19 protein-coding genes and 1 tRNA gene are annotated in these 21,544 nt (G+C 57.5%); 18 read left to right on the top strand and 2 right to left on the bottom strand.

The features are described from left to right. Window position 1 precedes the first annotated feature (1 nt). The 13 genes from Q1A06_RS03645 (at window position 2) to Q1A06_RS03705 (ending at window position 16,540) form a co-directional block, all read left to right on the top strand. On the top strand, window positions 2-3,913 hold the full coding sequence (locus Q1A06_RS03645) for a phage tail tape measure protein (RefSeq protein WP_299558727.1): 3,912 nt from the start codon (window positions 2-4) through the stop codon (window positions 3,911-3,913). A 32-nt stretch (window positions 3,914-3,945) separates the two neighbouring features. After that, a complete protein-coding gene (locus Q1A06_RS03650) occupies window positions 3,946-4,584 on the top strand; it encodes a hypothetical protein (protein ID WP_299558729.1) in 639 nt (212 codons plus the stop codon). After that, the gene (locus Q1A06_RS03655; RefSeq protein ID WP_299558731.1) at window positions 4,581-5,168 is read left to right on the top strand and encodes a hypothetical protein; all 588 of its coding nucleotides are present in this window, start codon (window positions 4,581-4,583) and stop codon (window positions 5,166-5,168) included. Before Q1A06_RS03650 ends, Q1A06_RS03655 begins: the two co-directional genes overlap by 4 nt. Continuing rightward, window positions 5,165-5,617 carry a hypothetical protein gene (locus Q1A06_RS03660; protein ID WP_299558733.1) on the top strand — a complete coding sequence of 151 codons (453 nt, stop codon included), beginning with the start codon at window positions 5,165-5,167 and terminating at the stop codon, window positions 5,615-5,617. Before Q1A06_RS03655 ends, Q1A06_RS03660 begins: the two co-directional genes overlap by 4 nt. Then, window positions 5,604-8,429 carry a hypothetical protein gene (locus Q1A06_RS03665; protein WP_299558735.1) on the top strand — a complete coding sequence of 942 codons (2,826 nt, stop codon included), beginning with the start codon at window positions 5,604-5,606 and terminating at the stop codon, window positions 8,427-8,429. Before Q1A06_RS03660 ends, Q1A06_RS03665 begins: the two co-directional genes overlap by 14 nt. Window positions 8,430-8,569: 140 nt before the next feature. Then, entirely contained in the window at window positions 8,570-12,088 is a 3,519-nt protein-coding gene (locus Q1A06_RS03670) for a serine hydrolase (RefSeq protein WP_299558737.1), read from the top strand. Between the two features lie 41 nt (window positions 12,089-12,129). Then, window positions 12,130-12,375: a hypothetical protein gene (locus Q1A06_RS03675; protein ID WP_299558739.1), complete on the top strand. Its 246-nt coding sequence runs from the start codon at window positions 12,130-12,132 to the stop codon at window positions 12,373-12,375. Further along, window positions 12,372-12,563, top strand: a complete 192-nt coding sequence (locus Q1A06_RS03680; protein ID WP_299558741.1) for a hypothetical protein — start codon at window positions 12,372-12,374, stop codon at window positions 12,561-12,563. Before Q1A06_RS03675 ends, Q1A06_RS03680 begins: the two co-directional genes overlap by 4 nt. After that, window positions 12,553-12,954, top strand: a complete 402-nt coding sequence (locus Q1A06_RS03685) for a hypothetical protein (protein WP_299558743.1) — start codon at window positions 12,553-12,555, stop codon at window positions 12,952-12,954. Before Q1A06_RS03680 ends, Q1A06_RS03685 begins: the two co-directional genes overlap by 11 nt. Window positions 12,955-13,021: 67 nt before the next feature. Then, window positions 13,022-13,837 carry a peptidoglycan-binding protein gene (locus tag Q1A06_RS03690; protein ID WP_299558745.1) on the top strand — a complete coding sequence of 272 codons (816 nt, stop codon included), beginning with the start codon at window positions 13,022-13,024 and terminating at the stop codon, window positions 13,835-13,837. Between the two features lie 296 nt (window positions 13,838-14,133). Continuing rightward, window positions 14,134-15,633, top strand: a complete 1,500-nt coding sequence (locus tag Q1A06_RS03695; protein WP_299558747.1) for a Mur ligase family protein — start codon at window positions 14,134-14,136, stop codon at window positions 15,631-15,633. 258 nt (window positions 15,634-15,891) lie between these two features. Further along, the gene (locus Q1A06_RS03700) at window positions 15,892-16,206 is read left to right on the top strand and encodes a peptidoglycan-binding domain-containing protein (RefSeq protein WP_299558749.1); all 315 of its coding nucleotides are present in this window, start codon (window positions 15,892-15,894) and stop codon (window positions 16,204-16,206) included. Window positions 16,207-16,330: 124 nt separating this feature from the next. Next, a complete protein-coding gene (locus tag Q1A06_RS03705; RefSeq protein WP_299558751.1) occupies window positions 16,331-16,540 on the top strand; it encodes a hypothetical protein in 210 nt (69 codons plus the stop codon). A gap of 143 nt (window positions 16,541-16,683) precedes the next feature. Here the strand turns inward: Q1A06_RS03705 and Q1A06_RS03710 are convergent, their stop codons facing one another. Then, a complete protein-coding gene (locus Q1A06_RS03710) occupies window positions 16,684-17,373 on the bottom strand; it encodes a hypothetical protein (RefSeq protein WP_299558753.1) in 690 nt (229 codons plus the stop codon). Between Q1A06_RS03710 and Q1A06_RS03715 the strand changes: the two genes are divergently transcribed. Both Q1A06_RS03715 and Q1A06_RS03720 read left to right on the top strand, forming a co-directional pair. Next, the gene (locus Q1A06_RS03715; protein WP_299558755.1) at window positions 17,372-17,611 is read left to right on the top strand and encodes a hypothetical protein; all 240 of its coding nucleotides are present in this window, start codon (window positions 17,372-17,374) and stop codon (window positions 17,609-17,611) included. The genes Q1A06_RS03710 and Q1A06_RS03715 overlap by 2 nt on opposite strands. Before the next feature lie 95 nt (window positions 17,612-17,706). Continuing rightward, window positions 17,707-18,045: a hypothetical protein gene (locus tag Q1A06_RS03720; protein WP_299558757.1), complete on the top strand. Its 339-nt coding sequence runs from the start codon at window positions 17,707-17,709 to the stop codon at window positions 18,043-18,045. Window positions 18,046-18,489: 444 nt separating this feature from the next. Here Q1A06_RS03720 and Q1A06_RS03725 read toward each other — a convergent pair. Next, window positions 18,490-18,566 (bottom strand) — tRNA-Ile (locus tag Q1A06_RS03725). A 110-nt stretch (window positions 18,567-18,676) separates the two neighbouring features. Between Q1A06_RS03725 and purM the strand changes: the two genes are divergently transcribed. The 3 genes from purM to rnd are packed head-to-tail and all read left to right on the top strand — an operon-like array spanning window position 18,677 to window position 21,542. Further along, the gene (purM, locus tag Q1A06_RS03730) at window positions 18,677-19,723 is read left to right on the top strand and encodes a phosphoribosylformylglycinamidine cyclo-ligase (protein ID WP_299558759.1); all 1,047 of its coding nucleotides are present in this window, start codon (window positions 18,677-18,679) and stop codon (window positions 19,721-19,723) included. Then, window positions 19,720-20,328 (top strand): phosphoribosylglycinamide formyltransferase, encoded by a 609-nt coding sequence (gene purN / locus Q1A06_RS03735; protein ID WP_299558761.1) that lies wholly within the window; start codon window positions 19,720-19,722, stop codon window positions 20,326-20,328. Before purM ends, purN begins: the two co-directional genes overlap by 4 nt. Before the next feature lie 56 nt (window positions 20,329-20,384). Beyond that, entirely contained in the window at window positions 20,385-21,542 is a 1,158-nt protein-coding gene (gene rnd, locus Q1A06_RS03740; RefSeq protein WP_299558763.1) for a ribonuclease D, read from the top strand. Window positions 21,543-21,544: the final 2 nt, after the last annotated feature.

Raw genomic sequence — 21,544 nt, forward strand, 5'->3', positions numbered from 1 at the left:
CATGAGCACGACCAGACGCAACTATATCATCCGCCTGTCCGCCGCCGGCAATCGTGAGCTTGAGCGCGATCTGAAATCGGCAGGGGTTGCCGGTGAGCGCGCGCTGAAACGAATTCAGGCGGCAACCACACCGGCCGGGGCGGGTCTGAAAGCAACAAACCGTGCCGCCAAGGACCTGAAGGGTGGGCTGAGAGGCGTGTCAAACGAGTTGCCGGCCATTATGCGGCTCAGCCGGTTTCTGGGCACGACAGCGCTTGTCAGCGGCATTGTGGCATTCGGCAAGACATCTCTGGATGTAGGCAAGCAGTTTCAGGCCGCGATGAAGCGGGTCGAGGCCGCAACGCAAGCCCCCGAAGGTGATATGAAACGTCTGCAGGATGCCGCGCGGGAGATGGGTGCAACGACCGCTTTCACGGCGATACAGGCTGCCGATGCGATCGAGGTGCTGGCCAAGAACGGCCTTGATGTGGAAACCATCCTTGGCGGTGCGTTGGATGCGACCCTGAACGTCGCGGGTGCCCTCGGCGGCGATCTTGCGAAAAGCGCCGATCTGGCGACAGATCTGATGGCCCAGTTCAATCTGGAGGCGGCGGCGTTGCCGGAAATCGCGGACCGGGTGGCCGGTGCGGCGTTGAAGTCCAAATTCGGGTTCGAGGACCTGCGGCTCGCCATTGGTCAGGCCGGTGGCGTCGCGGGACAGTTTGGGGTCGATATCGACGACTTCCTGACAAGCCTCGCGGCGACTGCGCCTGCGTTCGCTTCCGGATCTGACGCCGGTACCAGCTTCAAGACCTTCCTGCAGCGGCTCACGCCGGACAGCGACAAGGCGCGGGATGCCATGCAGGAACTTGGCCTTGAGTTCTTCGATACGCAGGGCCGCATGAAGGAGATGGGCGAGATCGCGGGGGAATTGCAGGCAGGCATCGCCGGTCTGTCCGAAGAAGCCCGTAACGAAGCTCTCAAGACGATCTTCGGGACCGACGCAATCCGAACCGCGCTTTTGCTGGCGAACACCGGCGCCGCGGGGTTCTCAGATCTCGCAGCGGCTCTCAAAGAAGTCTCTGCGCAGGATCAGGCGCAGGTGCGGCTGGAAGGCCTTGATGGTGCCCTGAAAGAGCTCGCCGCAGCTTGGGAGGCTGTGCAACTGAGCGCCGCGGAGAACGGCGGGCTTGAGATCGCCGAGGATGCCGCTGACCGTCTGACAGCGGCCCTGCGATACCTCAGCGAGAACTTCGAAGAAGTAGAAGAGGTAGTCGAGCGGGTGGCGCAGGCGCTGACAGTGTATCTCGTGGGGCGTGGCATCAACATCGCGATCGCGCGGGCGGTGGCCATGCGGGCGACGTATATTCAGTTGGCTGGCGCGGTGAGTGGTGTCGGGACTTCTGCGACACGGGCGCTTGGGCCCATTTCAAAGTTGGGCGTCGGCATAAAGGTTCTGACCGGAACCCTCGGTGGGCCTCTTGGGCTTGCTGTAACTGCCGCTTCCATCCTCTCACTTGGGCTGGACATCGATAAGACGTCCGATGCGCTTGATGATGCCGGCACCGCTTCCGATAACGCTACGGATGCTCTGGCTGAATACGAGGCTGCCACTCGCCGCGCTAAGGAAGAGCAGAAGAAATTCAAAGGCGAGGTTTCTGACGCCACCGAAGAGCTTGTGAAACAGGGCCGTGCAGCTAGCCAGATCGCGTTGTCTGATCTTAAAAAGAACCTGGCAGGGCTTCGCCCTCAGCTCTTGAAGGATCTGGGGCAACAGGAATTCATTCTGAGGAAGGCATCGCAGGTAAGCTCCGCGTTTCCTGAATTGGCGGATTTTTTACAGGAAGTGCGTGAAGGTCGCAAATCGGTCGCGGAGCTGGAGAAAGAGCTTCGCAGGCTCGGAGGAGTGGGTCCAGAAGTCAGTGAACTTATCGATCGCTTCCAGACCTTCGAGAATATCGACGCGGCGACCGCAGATCTGGTCAAGTACGCAGACGCGATTGGCGGTTTCGAAGATGAGTTGCGCGCAATTAAATCTGCCGAAGATGATATTGCCAGAATGGAGGGTGTCCGTGCCCTGGTAACCTCGCTGGAAAGAGCAGCAACGGCAGGGACGTATATTCGCAGTGATGCCATGCAAGGCCTGCTCGAAATCGTGGCGCAGGTTGGTGCGCTGGAAGGTGGTATCGACGACGTTACGACCTCACTGGATAACTTTGGCGAGACGCTGGATTCAGACGGTCGGCCAACTGTCCTCTCAGAAGCTGCCGACGATGCACAGACCGCGACGGATCGGATCAACGAAGCGTCGTCAGCGTTAAGCAAGATGAAGGCCGCGCATCATGAATATGCATCCTCCCGTATTGCGGGCGAACGGACAATTACTTCTGAAGTCGATGCCATTCTAAAGCAAACTGGAAGCGCATCAGACAGTGTTTCGGCGTCGGCAGTGCTCTTGAGGAATTTTGAAGGGTACCGTTCTACGCCATACGACGACGGCCCGCGTGACAAGAATGGCAATCGTGTGGGGCCGGCCGTGTATCGCGCTGGTTACGGGTCAGATACGACCCAATTGAGCGACGGAACAATATTGAAAATCACCCGCGGTATGCGAGTGAGTGTTGAAGATTCAAACCGTGATCTGCGCCGGCGGATTGGAGAATTCCAGAGGGTAATCATCGGTCAAGTCGGTGCTGAGAGGTTCGGGCAGTTCAATGCGGCGCAGCAGGCCGTATTGACTTCGGTAGCTTATAACTATGGCTCTCTGCCAAAAAGAATTGTCGAGGCGGTTAGGCTGGGCACGGACGAACAGATTGCGTCTTCAATATTCGATCTTCGCGCAGACAATGGCGGAATAAATAGTCGACGCAGAAATGCGGAGGCTGAAGTCTTTCGCTCAGGAATCGGTGTCGAGGCCGCAGCAGGACGAAGCGATGAGGTGGCACGAGAAGCTGCGGATGCGCGAAAGCGTGAAGTGGAGACGATGGCCCAGTTGGTCGCGGTGGGGGATGACCATCTGGCGCAGCTCGCCCTCGAAAACGAAATGGCTGGCAAGACCGCTGGCGAGCAGGCACGTCTGCTTTTCATCTACGAGCGGATGACCGAAGCAAAACGCGCGGGCATCGACGTGCAGACCCAGCTGACGGCGGATGGGCGGTTGCTCATCGATGTGATCAACGCGCAGGCCGACGCCATCGCGCGCCGCTCTGAAGAACAGGAGATCGGCACCATCCGCACGCAGGAAGAGATCGGCGAAATCGAAAGATCGACGAACGCGGTCAAATCAGCATTCGACAACTTCCGGGCAGGGGGCGAGGGTTTCAAAGGCTTCTTCGCGGATCTCTTCGGGTTCATGGCCGACCGGCTTTGGGACATGGCTCTTGATCCGGTCTGGGACAATCTGGGCGAAAGCCTAAGCGGCCTTTTGCAGCCATCGACCGGCGGTGGCGGTGGCGGCATCTGGACGGCGATCGTAGGGGCGCTGTTCGGCAAGAAGAAAGCGGATGGTGGCCCGATCGAAGGGTTCGCAAATGGTGGCATGCCGGGCGGCAGAATACGGGGCGCCGGCGGGCGGCGTCAGGACAACATCCCGATCTGGGCGTCCGCAGGTGAATTCATGCAGCCCTCCGCGTCCGTCGATTACTATGGCGCCGATTTCATGGAGGCGATCCGGCAGCGCCGGCTTCCCCGCCCGCAGGATGATCTGTCGTTCTCCGCAGGCGGAATGATGGGCGGCAGCCGTAGCGGATCCTATCCAAGCAGTCCGTCGCAGGCTCAGGTCCACGTGAAGACGGAGACCAGCCCGTACTTCCGCCAAACCGTCCGCGTCGAGTCGGCGGATGTAGCAAGCAGGCTGGATCAGGTCACCACCAAAACACAAAACATGACGCTGATGGACCGTAGTAACATGCTGAACCTGCGAGGCACGTCTTGAGCCGGTTGATCATTACGATCCCCCGCAGCTTGATGAGGGTGACGAAAGTGAACTGGTGGATCGATTGGCGGGGCCAATCCGCTGGTAGTGGCAACGACAGTACCGAGCAGATCGTATACAACCGGTTTCCCCGCTGGATCGGTTCACCGGAAGTGCTTTTGCGCGGAGATGCGATTTTGCAGTGGCGCGCGCACATGATGGCAGCGCGTGGGCGTGTCGGGTTGTTTCGCGTGCCGATGATGGACGCGCTGAGTTACGCCCCCAGCCTTCATGGACACAACCCCGACGGACTTCCGTTCAGCACCGGCAAACGGTTCAACACCGGCAAGGGTTTTGGGTACGCCCCCTATGCCACAAACCTGACTGCCGCCGTTGCTGGTGCGACATCGTTGGAAATCAATGACGACAACGCACCGCGCCCGGTCCGGCAGGGGGTCTATATAAGCTTCAACGACTGGCCCTATGTCGTGACCTCCGTGTCGCAAGATGGCGGAACGAAGGTGATCACCGTGGAAACGCCGTTGCGCGAGAACATCCCGGCGGAAGCGATGATCGATCTCGACGCGAAAGGTATCTTCATTGCCGACACGGACACGATGGGGAACCCTGAGTACGGCAAAGATTTGAAAGCGAACCCAACCGCTTCTTTCGTTGAGTGGATCAACAGATGAGTGCTTTTCCAGACGGATTCGACCCCCGCGCCGATGTGGTGCTGAAGCTTGATCTTATTTCAATCGACACCCCTGACGGCGTGTTTGGCTTCATCCTCGGAACGGAGGGCCGCTTCGTCGATGTGAACGGACGCACCTGGTGGGGGTCCCAGTTGATCACATCTGGTGATCTGGAGGTGTCGATGAATGGAACAGCGCCCTCGGGGGAGCTGTCGGTATCATTCTTCCAGGACCCCGATGCACCAAAGCTAGTTGATGATATTCGGGCGCTGGGTGCCGATTATGTAATTGGCCGTGAAATTATCCTCTATGAACAGTATTTCAACGACCACTCCGAAATGACAGCGCCGGTTTTTCCGCCGCACGAAGTACTGCGTCGCCGGATGCGGTCTGTCCGAATCGGGGCAGAAGGAGAGCAGCAGCGTACTATCGCGCTGTCGATTGAAGGACCATTCGCCGATCGCAAAAATGCCAGACGACGCATCTACAACTCGACCGATCACTCCGCCGAAACCGGGTCGATCAATCCGTCGCTGGATTACATTCCCCGCGACGTAAACTTCAAGGAGAAGCTGTGGGGATGATGAACGACGTGCGCACACATTCACCGCTGATGATCGAGGCGCACCGGTGGCTGCCATTGCCTGTGATCTGGGGTGAGCACGACTGTATGCTGTGTCTGGCCGATTGGTTCGAGCGGGTGCACGGCTTCGACCCTGCCGCCCACATCAGGTTTACCTATGACAGTCCCGCCACATGCCAGAAGGAAACCGGCTTCTTGCGCGATCCGCTTACTGCGACCCGTCGGATTGCTGAGGATGCAGGCGGGCTGTTGCGCAAAACTACTGCACCGGTGAAAGGCGATATCGGCCTCATCCGGACGATTGACGGAGAGCGTGTCGTGGCTTGCGGAGGAATGTGGCTGGGGCGCGGCTGGCTTGTGAAGGGCAATCCCCGTGGCGCAACACTCAGGTCTGGGCCCGCGATCATTGAAACCATCGCCGTTTGGGACATGCGCTATGAAGATCCGTAGGGCCGCGCTCGCAGCGGCATTGCTGTGCTCAACTATTTTAACACCAGCCCCCGTTGCCGCCGCGCCTCTGGCAGGCTTTTTTGCCGGGTTTCTGACGACCGCGCTGCCGGGTGTCTCTATCGCTGCGGGCGCCGGCGCCGCCTATGCTGCGGGCGCGGCAACGGCGGCGTTCTTTACGACATCACTAGGATCGCTGGTACTGTCGGTCGGCTTCGCGCTGGTGCAGACCGCCCTGACGCCCCAGCCACAGTCAACAGACCCCGGCGACAGAATTGTCAACTATGCCAAGCCGATCAGCTATTTCGAGCGGGTGTATGGCAAGGTGCGTAATGGCGGTGTCATGGGATGCACTACTTTCCGTGATGACCGGCGGCATTATTCGGTAATTGTCGCATCTCACAGTATCAATGGGTTCGTAGAGCATTATTTCGACGACGATCTCGTAGAAATTAACGAGAACGGTGATGTGACGACCGAGCCGTTTGACGATTACGGAAGCATCCGTCCTTACACCGGCCGGCCAGGCCAAGCAGCCGATCCTGTTCTCGTAGCCGGTCTGCCGGAGTGGACTGCTGCTCACGATATGGAAGGGTTCGCCTACGCCGCGCTGTTTGCCAAACGGACGTCCGCGAAGAAATTCTCGGACGTCTACACCAAAGGTGACATCTGGACGTATGCGCCTGTCATTGAAGGTCACGATCAGATTTGGGATCCGCGCGATGAGACCCATAAATATACCGACAACGCGGCTTTGATCATTGCACATGAAGTAGTCCACACGCTGGGGGGCGAGGTCGACTGGGACGATGTAGCGATTGAGGCGGACGTTTCCGATCAACTGGTGACGAACGCGGAGGGCGGGACGCAGCGGCGCTGGACAATCAACGCGCTATTCAGTGACGATCAGGACTGGGATCAAGTGAAGACCATTTTACTGACCGCTTGCGACGGCTTCATGTTCGAACGTCCAGACGGAAAAGTAGGTTTCTACGTTGGTAGATGGCAGGAACCTGAGGTTATACTGCGAGATGCCGACTTCCTATCGCTTCAGGTCACTGAAGGATTGGATATCGGCGCGAACACGCAATACGTCGCGCAGTATGTTGAGCCGGGAAACCTTTACCGAAAAACACCGACGGGTGCATTCATCGCCGACGCAACCAGCAAGCGGAAGACCCGCGAAATTCCAACGTTTGGGGTCGACAACTATGATCAGGCTGTTCGAATTGCAGTTCGCACAGCCGCCGTGGAGCGCGCACAGTTCGGAGTGGCGGGGCGGCTGAAGCTGTCGGGAAAGTACCTCATGGGGCAACGGTTTGCGCGCATTGAGCATGAAGAACTTGGCTTGTCTCTGGTGGTCGAATTGAGCAAGCTGGTAATTGGCGAGGACCGTATGTCCTACGGTTTTCAGGCGATTTCCACCACGCAGGCAGATCATGAATTCAATGCCGCCACGCAATCGCCGTCGCGTCCACAGTACGAAACACTGGCGTCTGACAACGCCGTGCCGTTGGTGGGGAGTCTCAGTGGTTCGATAGCCGGATCAAGCGGAGGCTCCGCGTCGATCGAATTCCAGTGGCCGATGCAAGACGAGAGTTTTCGACAGGAAATCCGGATCAGGTCGGTCGATGCCGGAGTGCCCGAATGGAAAATATACGCGGCCGGCGAAGGGCAGACAACATTCCTTGCCACGGGCTTGATGGACGGCGCATTGTACGAGGCACAAGTGCGCAACAAAACGTCGGCGGGGCGCGTCTCTCTCAGTTGGTCGCCCGAAGCGCCAATAAGTGTGCGCGCCGTTGCGAATAGCGCCGCCCCTACAGCATTGCGACGGTTTGCCGCGAAACGCACAGGTCCGGACATTGATCTGGAGATAATGGCCCCGAACGATCCTAACTATTATGCTACCCAGATTTTTCGGGCAGACTATCCTGAGGATTATACGGGCGCGATTTCGGAGGACGACGCTGAGATTGTTCGGGTGGAATATGGGCTTCCAGGCAAAGAGGATCTGTGGACCGATGCGAATGTTCCGGCAGGTGTGCACAGTTATTGGGGGCTGCCAGTCAATTCTTCTGGAGTTGGAGGAGACTTATCGGAGCCCAGTTCAACGGGGCTTCCTGCGCTGGCGCTGATCGGTGTCGCCCTCACCGGCGGGTATGGCCGTATAGATGCGGCCGGCAGTGCGCAGGACGATCCAAATCTTGCCGGAATCGAATTGCTTTCAAGCGAAACTAGCGATTTTGCGACAGCAACCGTAGTGGGAACGCTACGAGCGGTTGCGCCGAATGGAGAATTTGAGATCGGGTGGGGCGCTGTTGATGCTGTCTCCCAGATTGCTGATCCGGGGTTCGATGACGCGGCGGCATGGACAATTGAGCATCCTGGCTTCACGATCCAGAACAGCGCAGCCGAACATGCCGGTGTGGGGGGCGTGGCCGTCCTGAAGCAAGCGATCACTCTTGTCGAAGGCATCACATACCGGGCGGGGATGCAGATCGTCGACAAGCCGGTTGTATCTTCTTCTGGCGTTCGTCTGCGGATAGATGGCGAAACAGATGTAGATCCGCTGAATCCGGATGTGCCCTCAAACGACGGCGTTTACTGGGGGGAATTTGTAGCGCCAGCGGGTGCGCATCATCTGCGGTTACAATCGTCCAATAACTTTAACGGCAAGCTTTCGCAGGTCTGGCTTATCGATAAGCCGGCTGGAAGTCTCGAAATCGGTCAGCGGTACTACTGGCTGCGCCCGATTTCGAATGAAGGAAAAGCAGGGCCGTTGAGTGGTCCTCATCTCAAATTGGTAAAATAGCGCGTCTGCGTGATCACCAATCAATCCTAAAACCGAATAAAGAGGTAATCCCGATGGTTGCACAACTACCGAGCTTGATTTGGCGTGGCTCTCCCATTTCCAACGAGCACCTTCCAGATCCGGCACAGATCGTCGCTCTCATGGATGAAATCCAAGGGCAAATTGCGCTCGGCCACGCGCCCTATTTCAAGAACAATCTTGCGGGTTTGAATACTATCACCCCAACGGTTTCGCCTGTCGCTGGCTTCGTTCTTTCCGATACCATTGAGAATAAGGGGGTCTACCTCTATGATGGCACATCCTGGACAAAGACAGCGGAACTTCCTGCGGTTTTTCAGGCGTATTCCGGCGTTGCGGATCTTCAGGTTATTGTAGACGCGTTGGCGATCAGCCATGCCACGAACGCGGAAAACGTCGGCGCGGCGGCGTATGGGGTGGCGGGCAAGGCGATCCCGGCTGACGCCGACACCGTCGTGATGATCGACAGCGAGAACGACAACGCGCTGACCAAGACGCAGGTCGGCAACCTGCGCGCGCGTTTCCTCGCATCCGCTGCGTTGACGGGGTCGCCGATCACGACGACAGCCGCCACCTCCGACAACTCAAGCCGGATCGCGTCGACTGCATTTGTGCAAGCGGTGTTCGCCAAGGCACCAAGTACCGACGACTTTGTAGCCGCATCACAGTTTGTCGGTCAGTCGTCGTTGGCGCGTCCCGGTGAGGCTGTTGATCTGTTCTCTGCCGATTTGACAGGCGCACCGCAGAGTAAGGCACCTTTGAGCGGTGTAAGTGCCGTATCAATCGTCAACAGCGCGACGCTGGGCCGTGCAGTCGAAGTTTCCGGCGCGGAGGTCACTGTCGCGGCCAGACAGCCCGTCGCTATTGAACCCGGTCGCATTTACCGGCCCATCTTTGACGTGATCCGCGCGACCGATCCGGCGGACCCGGCAGGACATGCGATCCGGTTTGGCGTATCATGGCAAGGTGGTGCGTTCGCCGAGTTGGACAGCGACGCGCTTGCGGAAGATACGCGCAGCGTTGCAAGTGGGCGCTGGCGTCCGACCTTGGAAACATGGTCGCTCGACATGCCGCAGGCCGACAACGTGATTCCGTCAGCGGCGAATTACGCCGTGGCCTATGTTCAGACATTCGGGACCGATGGATCAGTGCGCGTTGGGCAGGTTGAGTTTCTAGACGTAACGGATGAAGTTCTGGGCGCGGCGCTGGATGCCGGATTGCGTAGTGATCTGGCGGACGGAACAGATGCCAGCGTGTTGCCTGATCGACTGCGGACGGATGAAGCGGCGCTGCCCTATGCGCTGGCGGCAAAGCACGGCGGAACGCTGATCGACTTTACGAACCGTGCAGCAGTGCCGGTTGCGATCAACGTGGACATTACTGCGGTTGCGGACGCGGCGGGTGGTGCGGGCATGATTCCGACAGCATCCGACCGTCGCCCGGTAGTGGACATTTACCGGGGGCGGCGCGTGGCGCGATCCGAGGCGGTCGGAACGCGGTTGAAGATTGCCGATGACGGAAACCTGCTACCACCAACTGGCGACATGACGCTGGTGTTTTCACACAGCGTTACCGAAACCGACTTCAAGGCAACGCTGTGGCAGCACGCGGACGATGCCCCCGGCAGGGTTCAGATCACATCCAACGGCCAGTACAACGGATCAAGTCTTTCTAACGTCGACGGGCGGCTGAACTTCTTTCTGAATGGCGCATCTGGTGGTGGCGGCTTTGGGGAACAGCCAGTCTCTGCACCGCATCCGCTGGGCGTACCGTCTGTTTTTGCTGTTGTGCTACGGGACGGTGCGGGGGCATCCGAAATTTGGCAGAACGGACGCAAGATTGATACATTCACGCGCCCTGCGGCATTGTATGACGGTGCCGGGTATCTGTTTTCGCACTCGTCGGTTGATAGCTATGACGCGGGCGGGCAGATATTTGGACGTGTCGCAGTGATCGAAAGCGCACTTTCAGGCGCGGAACTGGACGGTCTTGGCGCGTGGGCAGCAAATGCTTTGGGTGTGACTTGGGCCAAGGATGTTTTGGTCGAAATTGATTACGCCAACAACCCGATTAGCCTGTTCGATGCTGACAGCGTGGGGGACGTGTGGGATTTTACCGCACCGGGAACCTACTCGAACCTGAGTTTCGGCGAACGTGTTTTCCTTGCATCCGGTTTGCGGGCTGAGCCTGTGCGCCTTGTTCCTACAACGGCAAATCGCGCACCTAGCTTGGGCCGTAGTTCTGGGCGGTTTTCGCTCGTTGCAAACACGGGAAGCAGATTGCGGCCTGAAAACTTTGATCCGTTGCTACCACCAACTGGTGACATGACGCTGGTGTTCTCTCTTGATCTGACGAACTCAGCACGCAAGGCAGTGATTTGGCAACATGCGACAGACGAAGCGGGGCGGGTGCAGATTACGGCTAACGCGCTCTACAACGGCAGCGGGGCGACGGAAACTTTGGGCCGGTTCAACTTCTTTCTCAACGGCGCTGCGGACGGGATGGGTGAAAACGGGCAACCGCGCGCGGCTGTGCAGGTTCCCGGCACGGCCAGCACTTACGCGCTGGTGCTGCGCGAAGGCACGGGCGCGTCCGAGTTGTGGCAGGGCGGACTGCTTGTGGACACGTTCACGCGACCTGCGTCTCTCTATGACGGCACGGGATATATTTTCAGCGATGTCGCTGTGGCAGGGTACGACGAAACCGGCCAGGCGCTTGGTCGAATGATGGTGATTGACCGAGCGCTTTCGGGGGTAGAATTGCGCCTGGCCGGGGGTTGGGCCGCTGCCGCGATGGGGCTTGAATGGCGCTCGACCGCGAAAGAAGAACCGCTGGCGGTGGATACGACCGCCGATGCGGTGATGGTGTTCAACCGTTTCAACCCGGTTGGTATTTCCGAAGTGTCGCTGTACGACGAATTTCCCGATCTGGAACTGTATCCTGCGTCCCTGACCAAGGCGATTACAGCGATGGTGATGTTGGATAATCTGAGCGACATGAACGCTACTTTCACGGTTATTGCCGACGACGCCACTGGCGGATCTGGCAACAATTTGGAAACAGGCGACATCATCACTGTGTCGGACGCGCTGTATAACATGTTCCTGCCATCCTCAAACGTGACAACGACTGTTGTTGCACGGAGTGTCGGCGCGATGATTGGCGGCATTGGAACGGACTATGAGAACTTCATGGCCGCAGCGAACAGTAAGGCCGCTGCGCTCGGCATGACAGAAACGGTGTTCACAAATGCAAGCGGCCTGCACAACGCTTCGATGGTAACAACCGCCCGCGACATGGCGCGGATGTTCATGGCAGTTTTGGAATACCCAGACATTCTCGCGCGGTGGGACAGTTTTAGCCATGATATCGTGTTGACCGGCGCTGATCCTCGCACGGAAACCGTTCTGCACTCCGTGGATATTATTGATGACCCGTACATCTTGGGCGGCAAGACCGGGACCACAACGGCGGCGGGTAGCAACCTCGCCGTACACGCCTCGATGCCGGGAGGTCATGAAGTGATAATGATCGTGATGTCTTCGGCATCTGATGCCGAGCGGTATGCGGACGCACGCGTGGTGCTGGCAACCGTGCGCGATGGATACGATTGGACGGGCGTTCGTCCGGTGCGCAAGTGATCGTGAGCGGCCGGGAAGACGTAAAGCAAGGACGAACCTAGGTGGATTTTGAATGGCTTTTCGAGCGTTTTGGCGCAGCTGGGCTGATGCTTTTTGCGATGGTTTACGACCGCTCTCGGCTTCTCAAGCAATTGGAGGCGGCGCAGTCGCGCATCGACGTGCTGACGGATCGGCTTGTCTCTCAGTCGCAGGAGAGTGTGTACAAGCGGATCGACCAGGAGGCTGCGTACATCGAGGCGATGGAGCGGATGGTGAAGGCGCTGGCTGTCTCGAAAGGCTCAAAATGATGTGGTTCTGGAGCAAGCGTCACGATCACGAGCCGGTCCGCAAGCGGGTGCGGGACGCTGCCGAGATAATCGCGTCTGCCGAGCGTCAGGCGGCAATTCTTGAGAAAAAGCGCGAAGCTCTGCAACAGGAGCTTTTCGCCGAGATTGAAAGCATAGCGCAGGCCGAGGTGAAGAGTGATGACGTTTGATTTCTACAACGTGTCAGCGTCGTTGTCGCTGGTTTTGGGTGTCCTCGTCGGGGTGGCTTACATCCCGACGTTCAGGCGGCGTCCACGCCCGGTCGCGATGCGACTGGTTTGGGGCGGCACTTTTATCATCTTCGGGTCGGTGATGCGCAGCAACTATTGGGCGAACGTCAGGTATTTGACGGGCGAGAATTGGCCCGCCTTTCGGGACGCAATTGGCGGTCTGAACGTCAACGTCGCATCCGACGCGTTCTTGATTGCGGGGTTCTACCTCTTCCTGTCGGCAAAGCTGCACGCCATCCCCGAACGCGACCGGGGCAAGCACAACATCATCTCGGCGATCCGGTATCCGTACCCCTGCCGTTTTCCCAGCGTCCTGCGCCGCCGAGACTGACACCAACCAAAAACCCTAACGAAATGCCCCGCCTGCAGGGGGGGGGCTCAAGCATGGGAGAAAGACGATGCACTTCTCGAAAGACGATCTGGCCCGCGTGACAGGCGTGCAGATTAACAGCAATCTCGGCTCTGTCTATGAGGGCCTGGTGGCGCGCGGTGAGGGGGCCGGGCTGACGCGTCCTCACCGCTTGGTCCACTATCTGGCGCAGCTGGGCCACGAGAGCATGGACTACCGGTACGACCGTGAAATCTGGGGCCCCACGGCAGCGCAAAGCCGGTACGAGGGCCGCGCAGATCTGGGCAACACGCAGCCCGGAGACGGCAGTAAGTTCCGCGGCTACACCGCGACGCAGATCACCGGCCGATACAACACGACCGAGTTCTACCAGTGGTGCCTGAGGCTGGGCGCGGCGGTCACGGTGCCGGATTTTTTGGATGATCCCAAGCTGATGAACACGGACCCGTGGGAGGGGCTTGGCCCTATCTGGTACTGGGAGGCCCGCAACCTGAACCGCTACGCCGATGCAGGCGATCCTGAGATGGTCACGAAAATCATCAACGGCGGCTATAACGGCCTGTCCGACCGGCTGGAGAATTTCACCGAGATCGGGCTGCGCCTGCTGGGTTATGGCGCGGGCGATGTCCGTCAGTTTCAAGGCGTGGCGGGGCTGACAGTTGACAGCATCGCGGGGCGCAACACCCGTGCGGCAATTCAGGTGTGGCTGGAGGCATTGCCTGATCTGGCATTCGAGGAAGCCGCGGCTGCGGTCGATGCTCCTTCAGTTTCTGCCGATGCTCCATCAAGAGACCCCGAGCACGCGGCCGTCCTGGCGCTCGCAAAGATCGGCCGCGTGATGCTCGAGTATGACGCCAATGGCTGACCCGATCGGCATCTCCCTCCTGATCTTCGCAATCCTGATCGCTGCCGTGGTGGCTGTGATCGTCGCGCTGTCGCGCAAATAACCCGAAAGGAAACTAACATGGATATTCTCACAAAGCTTCTGACTGAAGAGGCGTTTTTGAACGCTGTGATTGCCGCGCTTGGCGTGGTGCTGACGTTCATTCTCAACCGTGCTGTCGGCGCCTTCAACTTTAAGTAAACAAGAAAGCTACTAGCTCTGATCAAAATCATTGGCTAAATAACGGCAGAAGTCGTCAATATTTTAAGGATGAGAGAATGAGCGAGATTTTGCCAGTGCTTTGGACACCTGACGAACTAATTAGAATTTTGCAAGGTGTGTGGTTGGTACGGCCTGGCAACAGTTGGAAACCTCTAGGACTTCGGGCGATGTTACCTGAACGAAGAAACCCTCCCTATTCTCCAAATTATATCAATATTATATTTAACCAGCGTCAACTGGACAAAGCACGTGAGCAGTTATCGGGCCGCAATGGTGGTGGGGCCTTGGTGTTAAATGCCAGTTTAGCCTCCGCGACCGATCTGAGCTGGAGCAAGGTGCCCATCTTTCTTTTACCGCCTCAGTCCCTGCCAATCGCAAATTTGGCAGTAGCTGCACGCGCGCGCTTTTCGGGACGGATTGTCGCTGTTGTGGGTTCGGTTGGTAAGACAACTACTCGACGTCTGATCAGTAGTATTCTTGAAGCAAAAGGGCGCGTTGCTACGAACATCGGCAACTGGAACTTTCAACCTCATGTGTTTGAGCAATTGTCTTCTATAGACCCTAATACTGATTACTATGTCGCAGAATTAGGTCTTGGGCAAAAGAATGTAAGTATCGCAAGTACTGTGCAAATCTTACGTCCTCACGTAGTGGTATTCACTCATTTGGGGGTCTCTCATGTCGATATGATAAGTCACAGCGAGGATTTAGATAATTCGGAAGTCCTAGCGCAAGTTTTGGCATTGAAAGGGCAGGCATTCACTGGTCTGAATCGCTTTGGAACCGCAATCATAAACGCGGATATGCCATTGGCTGCCGAAGCTATAAAAATGGCTCGGCGACATACACCCAACGTTATTACATACGGCGAAGCGACAAACGCATCATGCCAAATTCTTTCTTATGAAAGCACGCCTGACGGCGGTAATGTAGCATTTCTAGACGGTAAACAGAGGGTCGAAACCCCATTACGTATGAGGGGGAAGGCGATCTCGCAAAATGTGCTTGCTGCCTGGTCAGTTGCGAAATTTTTCCACTTCAAGCCGGATGAAATCTTGCCAGAGATGTCCAACTGGGATGGTATTAAAGGCCGCAGTAAACTGCTAAAGTTAGAAATTGAAGGGGCGCAGGTTTCAATTTTGGACGATAGTTTCAATGCGACGCCCTTATCGGTAGTGACCTGCCTATCCACGATAGCTGAAACGGCGCGTACAACGGGTGCCACCAGAACAATTGCCGTACTTGGAGACATACTGCACGTAGGGCCAGATTCAGACCGGATTCATGCCGATCTTGCCGGCAACATTATCAGCAACAATATTGATCTTGTTTTTACCCGTGGCGATCACATGCTGAATTTACATAATGCTTTGCCTGAAAACAAACGGGGCGCGCATTGCAGCACAAACGATGAACTTGTGCAGCGCATTCTTCCTATTCTTCGCAATGGCGACATTTTGGCAGTGAAAGCGTCTACGCCATTACGTTTTCGTGAAATAGTTGCGTCGTTTCAGGAGGCCGCTAAGCTGCGCTTAAACATCGCAGATACATTGTAATCCACGCCGAAAATGTCGGCTTTGTAGTAATTTGGCATATAATTTATTCGGATGAAATCTAAACTAATACGCAGTACTAGAATTCCCATCGCTTCACAGACCCGCCTTAGATCAGACCGGTCACTAACTCAAAAATGATGTTCTGCGCATTTGTGCGTTTTCTGGCGAAGGCGATGTCGGTATCATTCTTGGTTGCGTATTGACCGTTGACCAAATCAGCTCATCCCTGTCTTGTACGCCGATGCAGGCGATCCTGAGATGGTCACGAAGATCATCAGCGGCGGCTATAACGGTCTGTCCGACCGGCTGGAGAATTTTACCGAGATCGGGCTGCGCGTGCTGGGTTACGGCGCGGGCAATGTCCGTCAGTTTCAAGGCGTGGCGGGGCTGCCAGTTGACAGCATCGCAGGGCGCAACACCCGTGCGGCAATTCAGGTTCGGCTGGAGGCATTGCCTGATCTGGCATTCGGGGAGGCCGCGGCTGCGGTCGATACTCCTTCAGTTCCTGCCGATGCGCCATCGAGAGACCCCGAACACGCGGCCGTCCTGGTGCTCGCACAGATCGCCGCGTGATGCTCGAGCATGACGCTAATGGGTGACCCGATCGGCATCCCCCTCCTGATCTTCGCAATCCTGATCGCTGCCGTGGTGGCTGTGATCGTCGCGCTGTCGCGCAAATAACCCGAAAGGACACGACATGCTGAACGAAACGAAATCCATTTTTGCATCGAAAACAATCTGGGGTGCAGGCATCGCGCTGGTGGGTGCGGGCGTCAACGTGATGGGTTACACCGTCACGCCGGCCGATCAGGCCCAGATAGTTGAGGCTGTGGCCGCGATGATGACGGCAGGCGGCTCGCTCTTGGCTGTGATCGGACGGGTGCGGGCGACCAAAGCAATCGGTTGATGTAATCCCGGCGGCGGGGATCAGCCGCATTTAACTAAACTAGGAAAGGCTCATATTCAGCACTTGAAATCGCTGTGACGTTTGCCTGTCGAAAAGCGATGCGCCGCGCCCTTTGACCTGGGCGCGGCGCTTTTTTGTGTAGCTTATACCTGACCCCAAAGAGCGTGAATAACACGACAAGCGGCCTCAAGGTCATTCATTCGCCGCGCGTTTGAGTTTGGCGCGGCGAATACTTCACCGTGCCGCACGTCCACCGCCATACACAGCCGATTTGCTGGCGCGCGATTGGTCGGGTTGTTTTGGTCAAGATGCATGCGCAGCAGGGTTGCAACGTAGCGACCCATATCTGCTCGCCTCCCGCCGACGTCTTGAGTCATTCGGAAAATCGCACCTCCGACTTGCTCTTGGCCTCGGCTTTCACCATAAACCCACAAATCGGCGCGAACCGAAACCTCAACTCCCGCCAGTATCAACTTAGGTTGGGAGCTTACGGCGTCGTGAAACTGATGCCTTCCGAGTTGGTTGCCCATGCCGCGAAGGCCGTTCAAAACCTCTATGGATTGCCGCGCGTCATCTTGCCGTGTATCTGACTCGGATGGATCATCTGCACGCTGTTCAAACATGCGTATAGCTTCATTTAGGGGATTCTGGGATCTTGCCAGATCTGATAAGTGTGCCTTGATCGCGCTGCGTGCATCTTGGTAGCGCGTGACAACAAAAGTCTGTGGTTCGTAGTTCCGCCTAATGATGGATTGCTTGGCGGTTTCGGATGCTACCATATAGGCGGCAAGATCATTCGCGGAAATACGCGGTATATCGGGGGAGCGTGGCATGGAAGATGGACACCTTGGAACTGCAAAAATTGACAACTATCGGTCGATTCATATCTCAGAGCTCTCGCGAGAGTCCATAATCGATAGCGGCGCAGAACACCTTGGATTTGGCGGTTACTTTTTATTTGAAACCCGACACGATCACACACGACGCGGAATTAATATTTTGGCGCGGGTCGCGTCACTGGATGCCGCATTGGAAATGCTTGAGATTTGGGGTGGGCGCCAAAGCGTTTGAACTAAGACACCTTCCTACGATCCTCGTAGGCGGGTCTGATCGGCGGTGGGGGCGTTAAGATCGCTGCCGCCGCGATCTAAATCAGGAAAATGATCATGGCAACAGTCTGGCGATATCAACCAGTTGTAAGAGTTACTGAATTTGAGGGTATTACCGATGCCTGCGTTTCGCTGTGCGAAGTGATTATGAATGATGATGAAGAATTGATTGCTTGGACAGAGGATATGTCTTGTTCACCGCTTGGTGCTGATGTTGAGGAATTAGTTTCCGACGTGGCGCTAATGTGGATTGATGCGATGAGCTGGAAGCCGGTGTTTGCCGATGCGCTTGAGGTAGGTATGAAATTTGAGAAGTCGATTGATCAGGCCGCCCGGAATGAACTGGCTGAGTTCATCGAACATGGCGGTAGTCTGCTCAAGCACAAATCTACTTAGGAAGCGCTAAGCGTCCCTTGAGTAAAAGAAACGAGCCATTTCGTTACTCAATCTGTTTTGGATAACGCGGAAGATCTACAAGAGGAAGCACCACAATTCAGCTGCCGCCCCTTTTCCCAGCACACTGCACGCACATTGAGGTGCGCTGCTGGATGTGTGGACACACCGCACGTCTCTATCCAGACCAATTTCCGCAAGGTATTCTGCAGCACGACTTCGAGCGGGCGGCAAGGTGTCAATGCGGCACGGGTTGGCCGCACGTATCTCAGTATCCGAAGATCATGCGAAACTGGTAAGTTGACTGATTCAAACTCTCAGCTTCGCGCACAAAAAAATTAAGTTTTCGTGGGGCACCTTCATTGTAACCCATTGTAACCCGTGGGGCATCTTTTCGGAACATGGGGCACAATAAAGTTTTTATTATCAAGTATTTAGCGGTCAAAATGGTAGGCCCGGCAGGACTTGAACCCGCAACCAAAGCGTTATGAGCGCTCTGCTCTAACCAATTGAGCTACAGGCCCGCCGTGATGTGCAGTATTGCGGCGTTGGGCTCTCGTCAAGGGTTTGCGTTGCGACTTTGTCGGGAATGGACTAGGTGCAGAACGGAATCTTACAGCCAGAGGCCATTTTGATGAACGAGCGTACTACCGGTATCACCTATGCCGAGGCGGGTGTGGACATCGACGCGGGCAACGCGCTTGTCGAACGGATCAAACCTGCTGCCAAGCGCACGGAGCGTACAGGCGTGATGGCAGGGCTGGGCGGGTTCGGTGCGCTGTTTGATCTTAAAGCTGCAGGCTTTGACGATCCGGTATTGGTCGCTGCCACGGATGGGGTTGGCACCAAACTGCGGATCGCCATCGACACCGGAAATGTCGACGGCGTCGGCATCGATCTGGTTGCGATGTGCGTCAACGATCTGGTGTGTCAGGGCGCGGAACCCCTGTTCTTTCTCGACTACTTCGCGACGGGCAAGCTTGACGTAGAGCAGGCCGCGCGCATCATGGACGGTATCGCGCGGGGGTGCCAGATGTCGGGTTGTGCGCTGATCGGCGGGGAAACGGCCGAGATGCCGGGGATGTACGCAGAGGGTGATTTCGATCTCGCGGGCTTTTCCGTCGGCGCGATGGAGCGTGGTGCGGCGCTGCCGCGCAACGTGCAACCCGGCGACGTCTTGCTTGGGCTGGCAAGCGAGGGGGTGCATTCCAACGGTTACAGCCTCGTGCGGGTGATCGTGGAGCATTCCGGCCTCGCATGGGACGACCCCTGCCCATGGAATGGCGGTACGCTGGGTGAAGTGTTGCTGCGGCCGACGCGGCTTTACGTCAAGGGGGCGCTTGCCGTGGCGAACGCGGGTTGCGCCAACGCGTTTGCACATATCACGGGTGGCGGTCTGACGGAAAACCTACCGCGGGTATTGCCCGACGGTTTGGGGGCCACGGTCAACCTGGGGGCATGGGATCTGCCGCCGGTGTTTCGCTGGCTGACGGCGCATGGCGGCATGGACGAAGAGGAACTGTTGAAAACCTACAACGCGGGGATTGGCATGGTGGCCGTCGTACCTGCCGACAAGGCGGACGAGGCAACGCGGATCCTGCAGGAAACAGGTGAGACGGTCTTTACCATCGGCAGTGTCACGACCGGCGCCGGAGTGCGCTATGAGGGCCATCTCGTTTGATGCGCCGCGTTGCGGTTTTCGTGTCCGGCGGCGGCTCAAACATGGTGGCCTTGCTTGACGACATGGCAGTCCCGGGTCACGCGGCGATGCCGTGTGTCGTTCTGGCCAATCGCGCAGATGCGGGTGGTCTTGCCCGCGCAACAGAGCGCGGCGTGCCAACCGTTGTGGTCGATCACCGGCCCCACGGTCCGGATCGCGCGGCCTTCGAGGCCGCTATATCGGAGGCCCTGACCCCTTTTGCGCCGGACCTGATCTGTCTTGCCGGGTTCATGCGCAAGCTGACCGCCGGGTTCACGGATCAATGGGCGGGTCGGATGATCAATATTCATCCGTCGCTGCTTCCAAAATACAAGGGGTTGAACACCCACGCCCGCGCGCTTGAGGCGGGGGATGCTGTCCATGGATGTACGGTGCACGAAGTAACGGCCGCGCTCGATGACGGACCGATACTGGGGCAGGCGCGGATCCCGGTCCTTGCCGGTGATACACCGCAAACGCTGGCCGCGCGCGTATTGGAGCAGGAACACCTTCTCTATCCCGCGGTCCTGCGCCGGTTTGCCGCCGGCGACCGGACACCGCTGTTTTTGGACAATACAAAGACCTGACTGGTCAAACTTCTGCGGTTTCTGTACCGCTTGGGTGAGCCAAGGAAAAATGACACATGCGCACAATCACCACGACCTCGGAATTGCACGATTACTGCAGCCAAGCCGCCACACACCCCTTCGTTACAGTCGATACCGAGTTTCTGCGTGAGCGGACGTATTATTCCAAACTATGTCTCGTCCAGTTGGCGATGCCGGGCAAGGACGACAGCGGCGCGGTTCTGGTCGATCCGCTGGCAGAGGGAATATCGCTGGAGCCGCTCTACGCGTTGTTCCGCGACACATCGGTCGTCAAGGTGTTTCACGCAGCGCGGCAGGATCTGGAGATTTTCTTTATCGATGCTCAGGTTTTTCCGGAACCCCTGTTCGACACGCAGGTCGCCGCGATGGTTTGCGGCTTTGGCGAACAGGCGGGGTATGAAACGCTGGTGCGCAAGATTGCGAAGGAGCCTGTCGACAAGACGTCGCGTTTTACCGATTGGTCGCGGCGCCCGCTGACCGAAGCACAGAAAAGCTATGCCCTGGCCGATGTGACGCATCTGCGCCAGATCTATGAATATCTTGCGCAGAAGCTGGAGCAGACGGGGCGCGCCAAATGGGTCGCCGAAGAGTTGGAGACATTGACGTCGCCCGACACCTACATCACCGCGCCGCGCGATGCGTGGAAGAGGGTAAAGACGCGCACGAACTCGGGCCGGTTTCTAGCAATCGTGCGGGAGTTGGCGGCGTTTCGCGAGGATTACGCGCAAGGGCGGAACATACCGCGCAACCGGGTGTACAAGGACGACGCACTCGTCGAGCTTGCGTCGAACAAGCCGAAGAACCACGAAGAGCTGGGCCGGTCGCGGCTCTTGCTGCGGGACGCGCGCAAGGGCGAGATTGCCGATGGCATTCTCAAAGCGGTGGCAGCCGGACTGGCCTGCCCGAACGGCGATTTGCCGCAGCCGGATCTGCGCCGTGAGAAGCTGCAGGTCAATCCAGCCTTGGCGGATCTCCTGCGCGTTCTGCTGAAGGCCAAGACCGAGAAAGAAGCGGTCGCAGCCAAGCTCGTCGCTTCGGCGGCGGATCTGGATGCGATTGCGGCTGGCCAGCGGGATGTTGCAGCCTTGGCTGGATGGCGTCGCGAGGTCTTTGGCGATGATGCGTTGCGCCTGTGTGACGGCAAGATCGCGCTGACAGCGGTTGGTTCGGATGTGAAAGTCGTTTCTGTCTAGCA

This window comes from uncultured Sulfitobacter sp., from assembly GCF_947497275.1.
Classification (GTDB): domain Bacteria; phylum Pseudomonadota; class Alphaproteobacteria; order Rhodobacterales; family Rhodobacteraceae; genus Sulfitobacter.

What these genes read in the sequence shown, in the direction of transcription:
- Q1A06_RS03670 (WP_299558737.1), top strand. Translation starts at nt 8,570, where the DNA reads ATGGATGAAATCCAAGGGCAAATTGCGCTCGGCCACGCGCCCTATTTC.
- Q1A06_RS03655 (WP_299558731.1), top strand. Translation starts at nt 4,581, where the DNA reads ATGAGTGCTTTTCCAGACGGATTCGACCCCCGCGCCGATGTGGTGCTG.
- Q1A06_RS03695 (WP_299558747.1), top strand. Translation starts at nt 14,134, where the DNA reads ATGAGCGAGATTTTGCCAGTGCTTTGGACACCTGACGAACTAATTAGA.
- Q1A06_RS03660 (WP_299558733.1), top strand. Translation starts at nt 5,165, where the DNA reads ATGATGAACGACGTGCGCACACATTCACCGCTGATGATCGAGGCGCAC.
- Q1A06_RS03690 (WP_299558745.1), top strand. Translation starts at nt 13,022, where the DNA reads ATGCACTTCTCGAAAGACGATCTGGCCCGCGTGACAGGCGTGCAGATT.
- Q1A06_RS03720 (WP_299558757.1), top strand. Translation starts at nt 17,707, where the DNA reads ATGGCAACAGTCTGGCGATATCAACCAGTTGTAAGAGTTACTGAATTT.
- purM (WP_299558759.1), top strand. Translation starts at nt 18,677, where the DNA reads ATGAACGAGCGTACTACCGGTATCACCTATGCCGAGGCGGGTGTGGAC.
- rnd (WP_299558763.1), top strand. Translation starts at nt 20,385, where the DNA reads ATGCGCACAATCACCACGACCTCGGAATTGCACGATTACTGCAGCCAA.
- Q1A06_RS03715 (WP_299558755.1), top strand. Translation starts at nt 17,372, where the DNA reads ATGGAAGATGGACACCTTGGAACTGCAAAAATTGACAACTATCGGTCG.
- Q1A06_RS03685 (WP_299558743.1), top strand. Translation starts at nt 12,553, where the DNA reads ATGACGTTTGATTTCTACAACGTGTCAGCGTCGTTGTCGCTGGTTTTG.
- Q1A06_RS03645 (WP_299558727.1), top strand. Translation starts at nt 2, where the DNA reads ATGAGCACGACCAGACGCAACTATATCATCCGCCTGTCCGCCGCCGGC.
- Q1A06_RS03700 (WP_299558749.1), top strand. Translation starts at nt 15,892, where the DNA reads ATGGTCACGAAGATCATCAGCGGCGGCTATAACGGTCTGTCCGACCGG.
- Q1A06_RS03705 (WP_299558751.1), top strand. Translation starts at nt 16,331, where the DNA reads ATGCTGAACGAAACGAAATCCATTTTTGCATCGAAAACAATCTGGGGT.
- Q1A06_RS03710 (WP_299558753.1), bottom strand. Translation starts at nt 17,373, where the DNA reads ATGCCACGCTCCCCCGATATACCGCGTATTTCCGCGAATGATCTTGCC.
- Q1A06_RS03680 (WP_299558741.1), top strand. Translation starts at nt 12,372, where the DNA reads ATGATGTGGTTCTGGAGCAAGCGTCACGATCACGAGCCGGTCCGCAAG.
- Q1A06_RS03665 (WP_299558735.1), top strand. Translation starts at nt 5,604, where the DNA reads ATGAAGATCCGTAGGGCCGCGCTCGCAGCGGCATTGCTGTGCTCAACT.
- Q1A06_RS03650 (WP_299558729.1), top strand. Translation starts at nt 3,946, where the DNA reads ATGAGGGTGACGAAAGTGAACTGGTGGATCGATTGGCGGGGCCAATCC.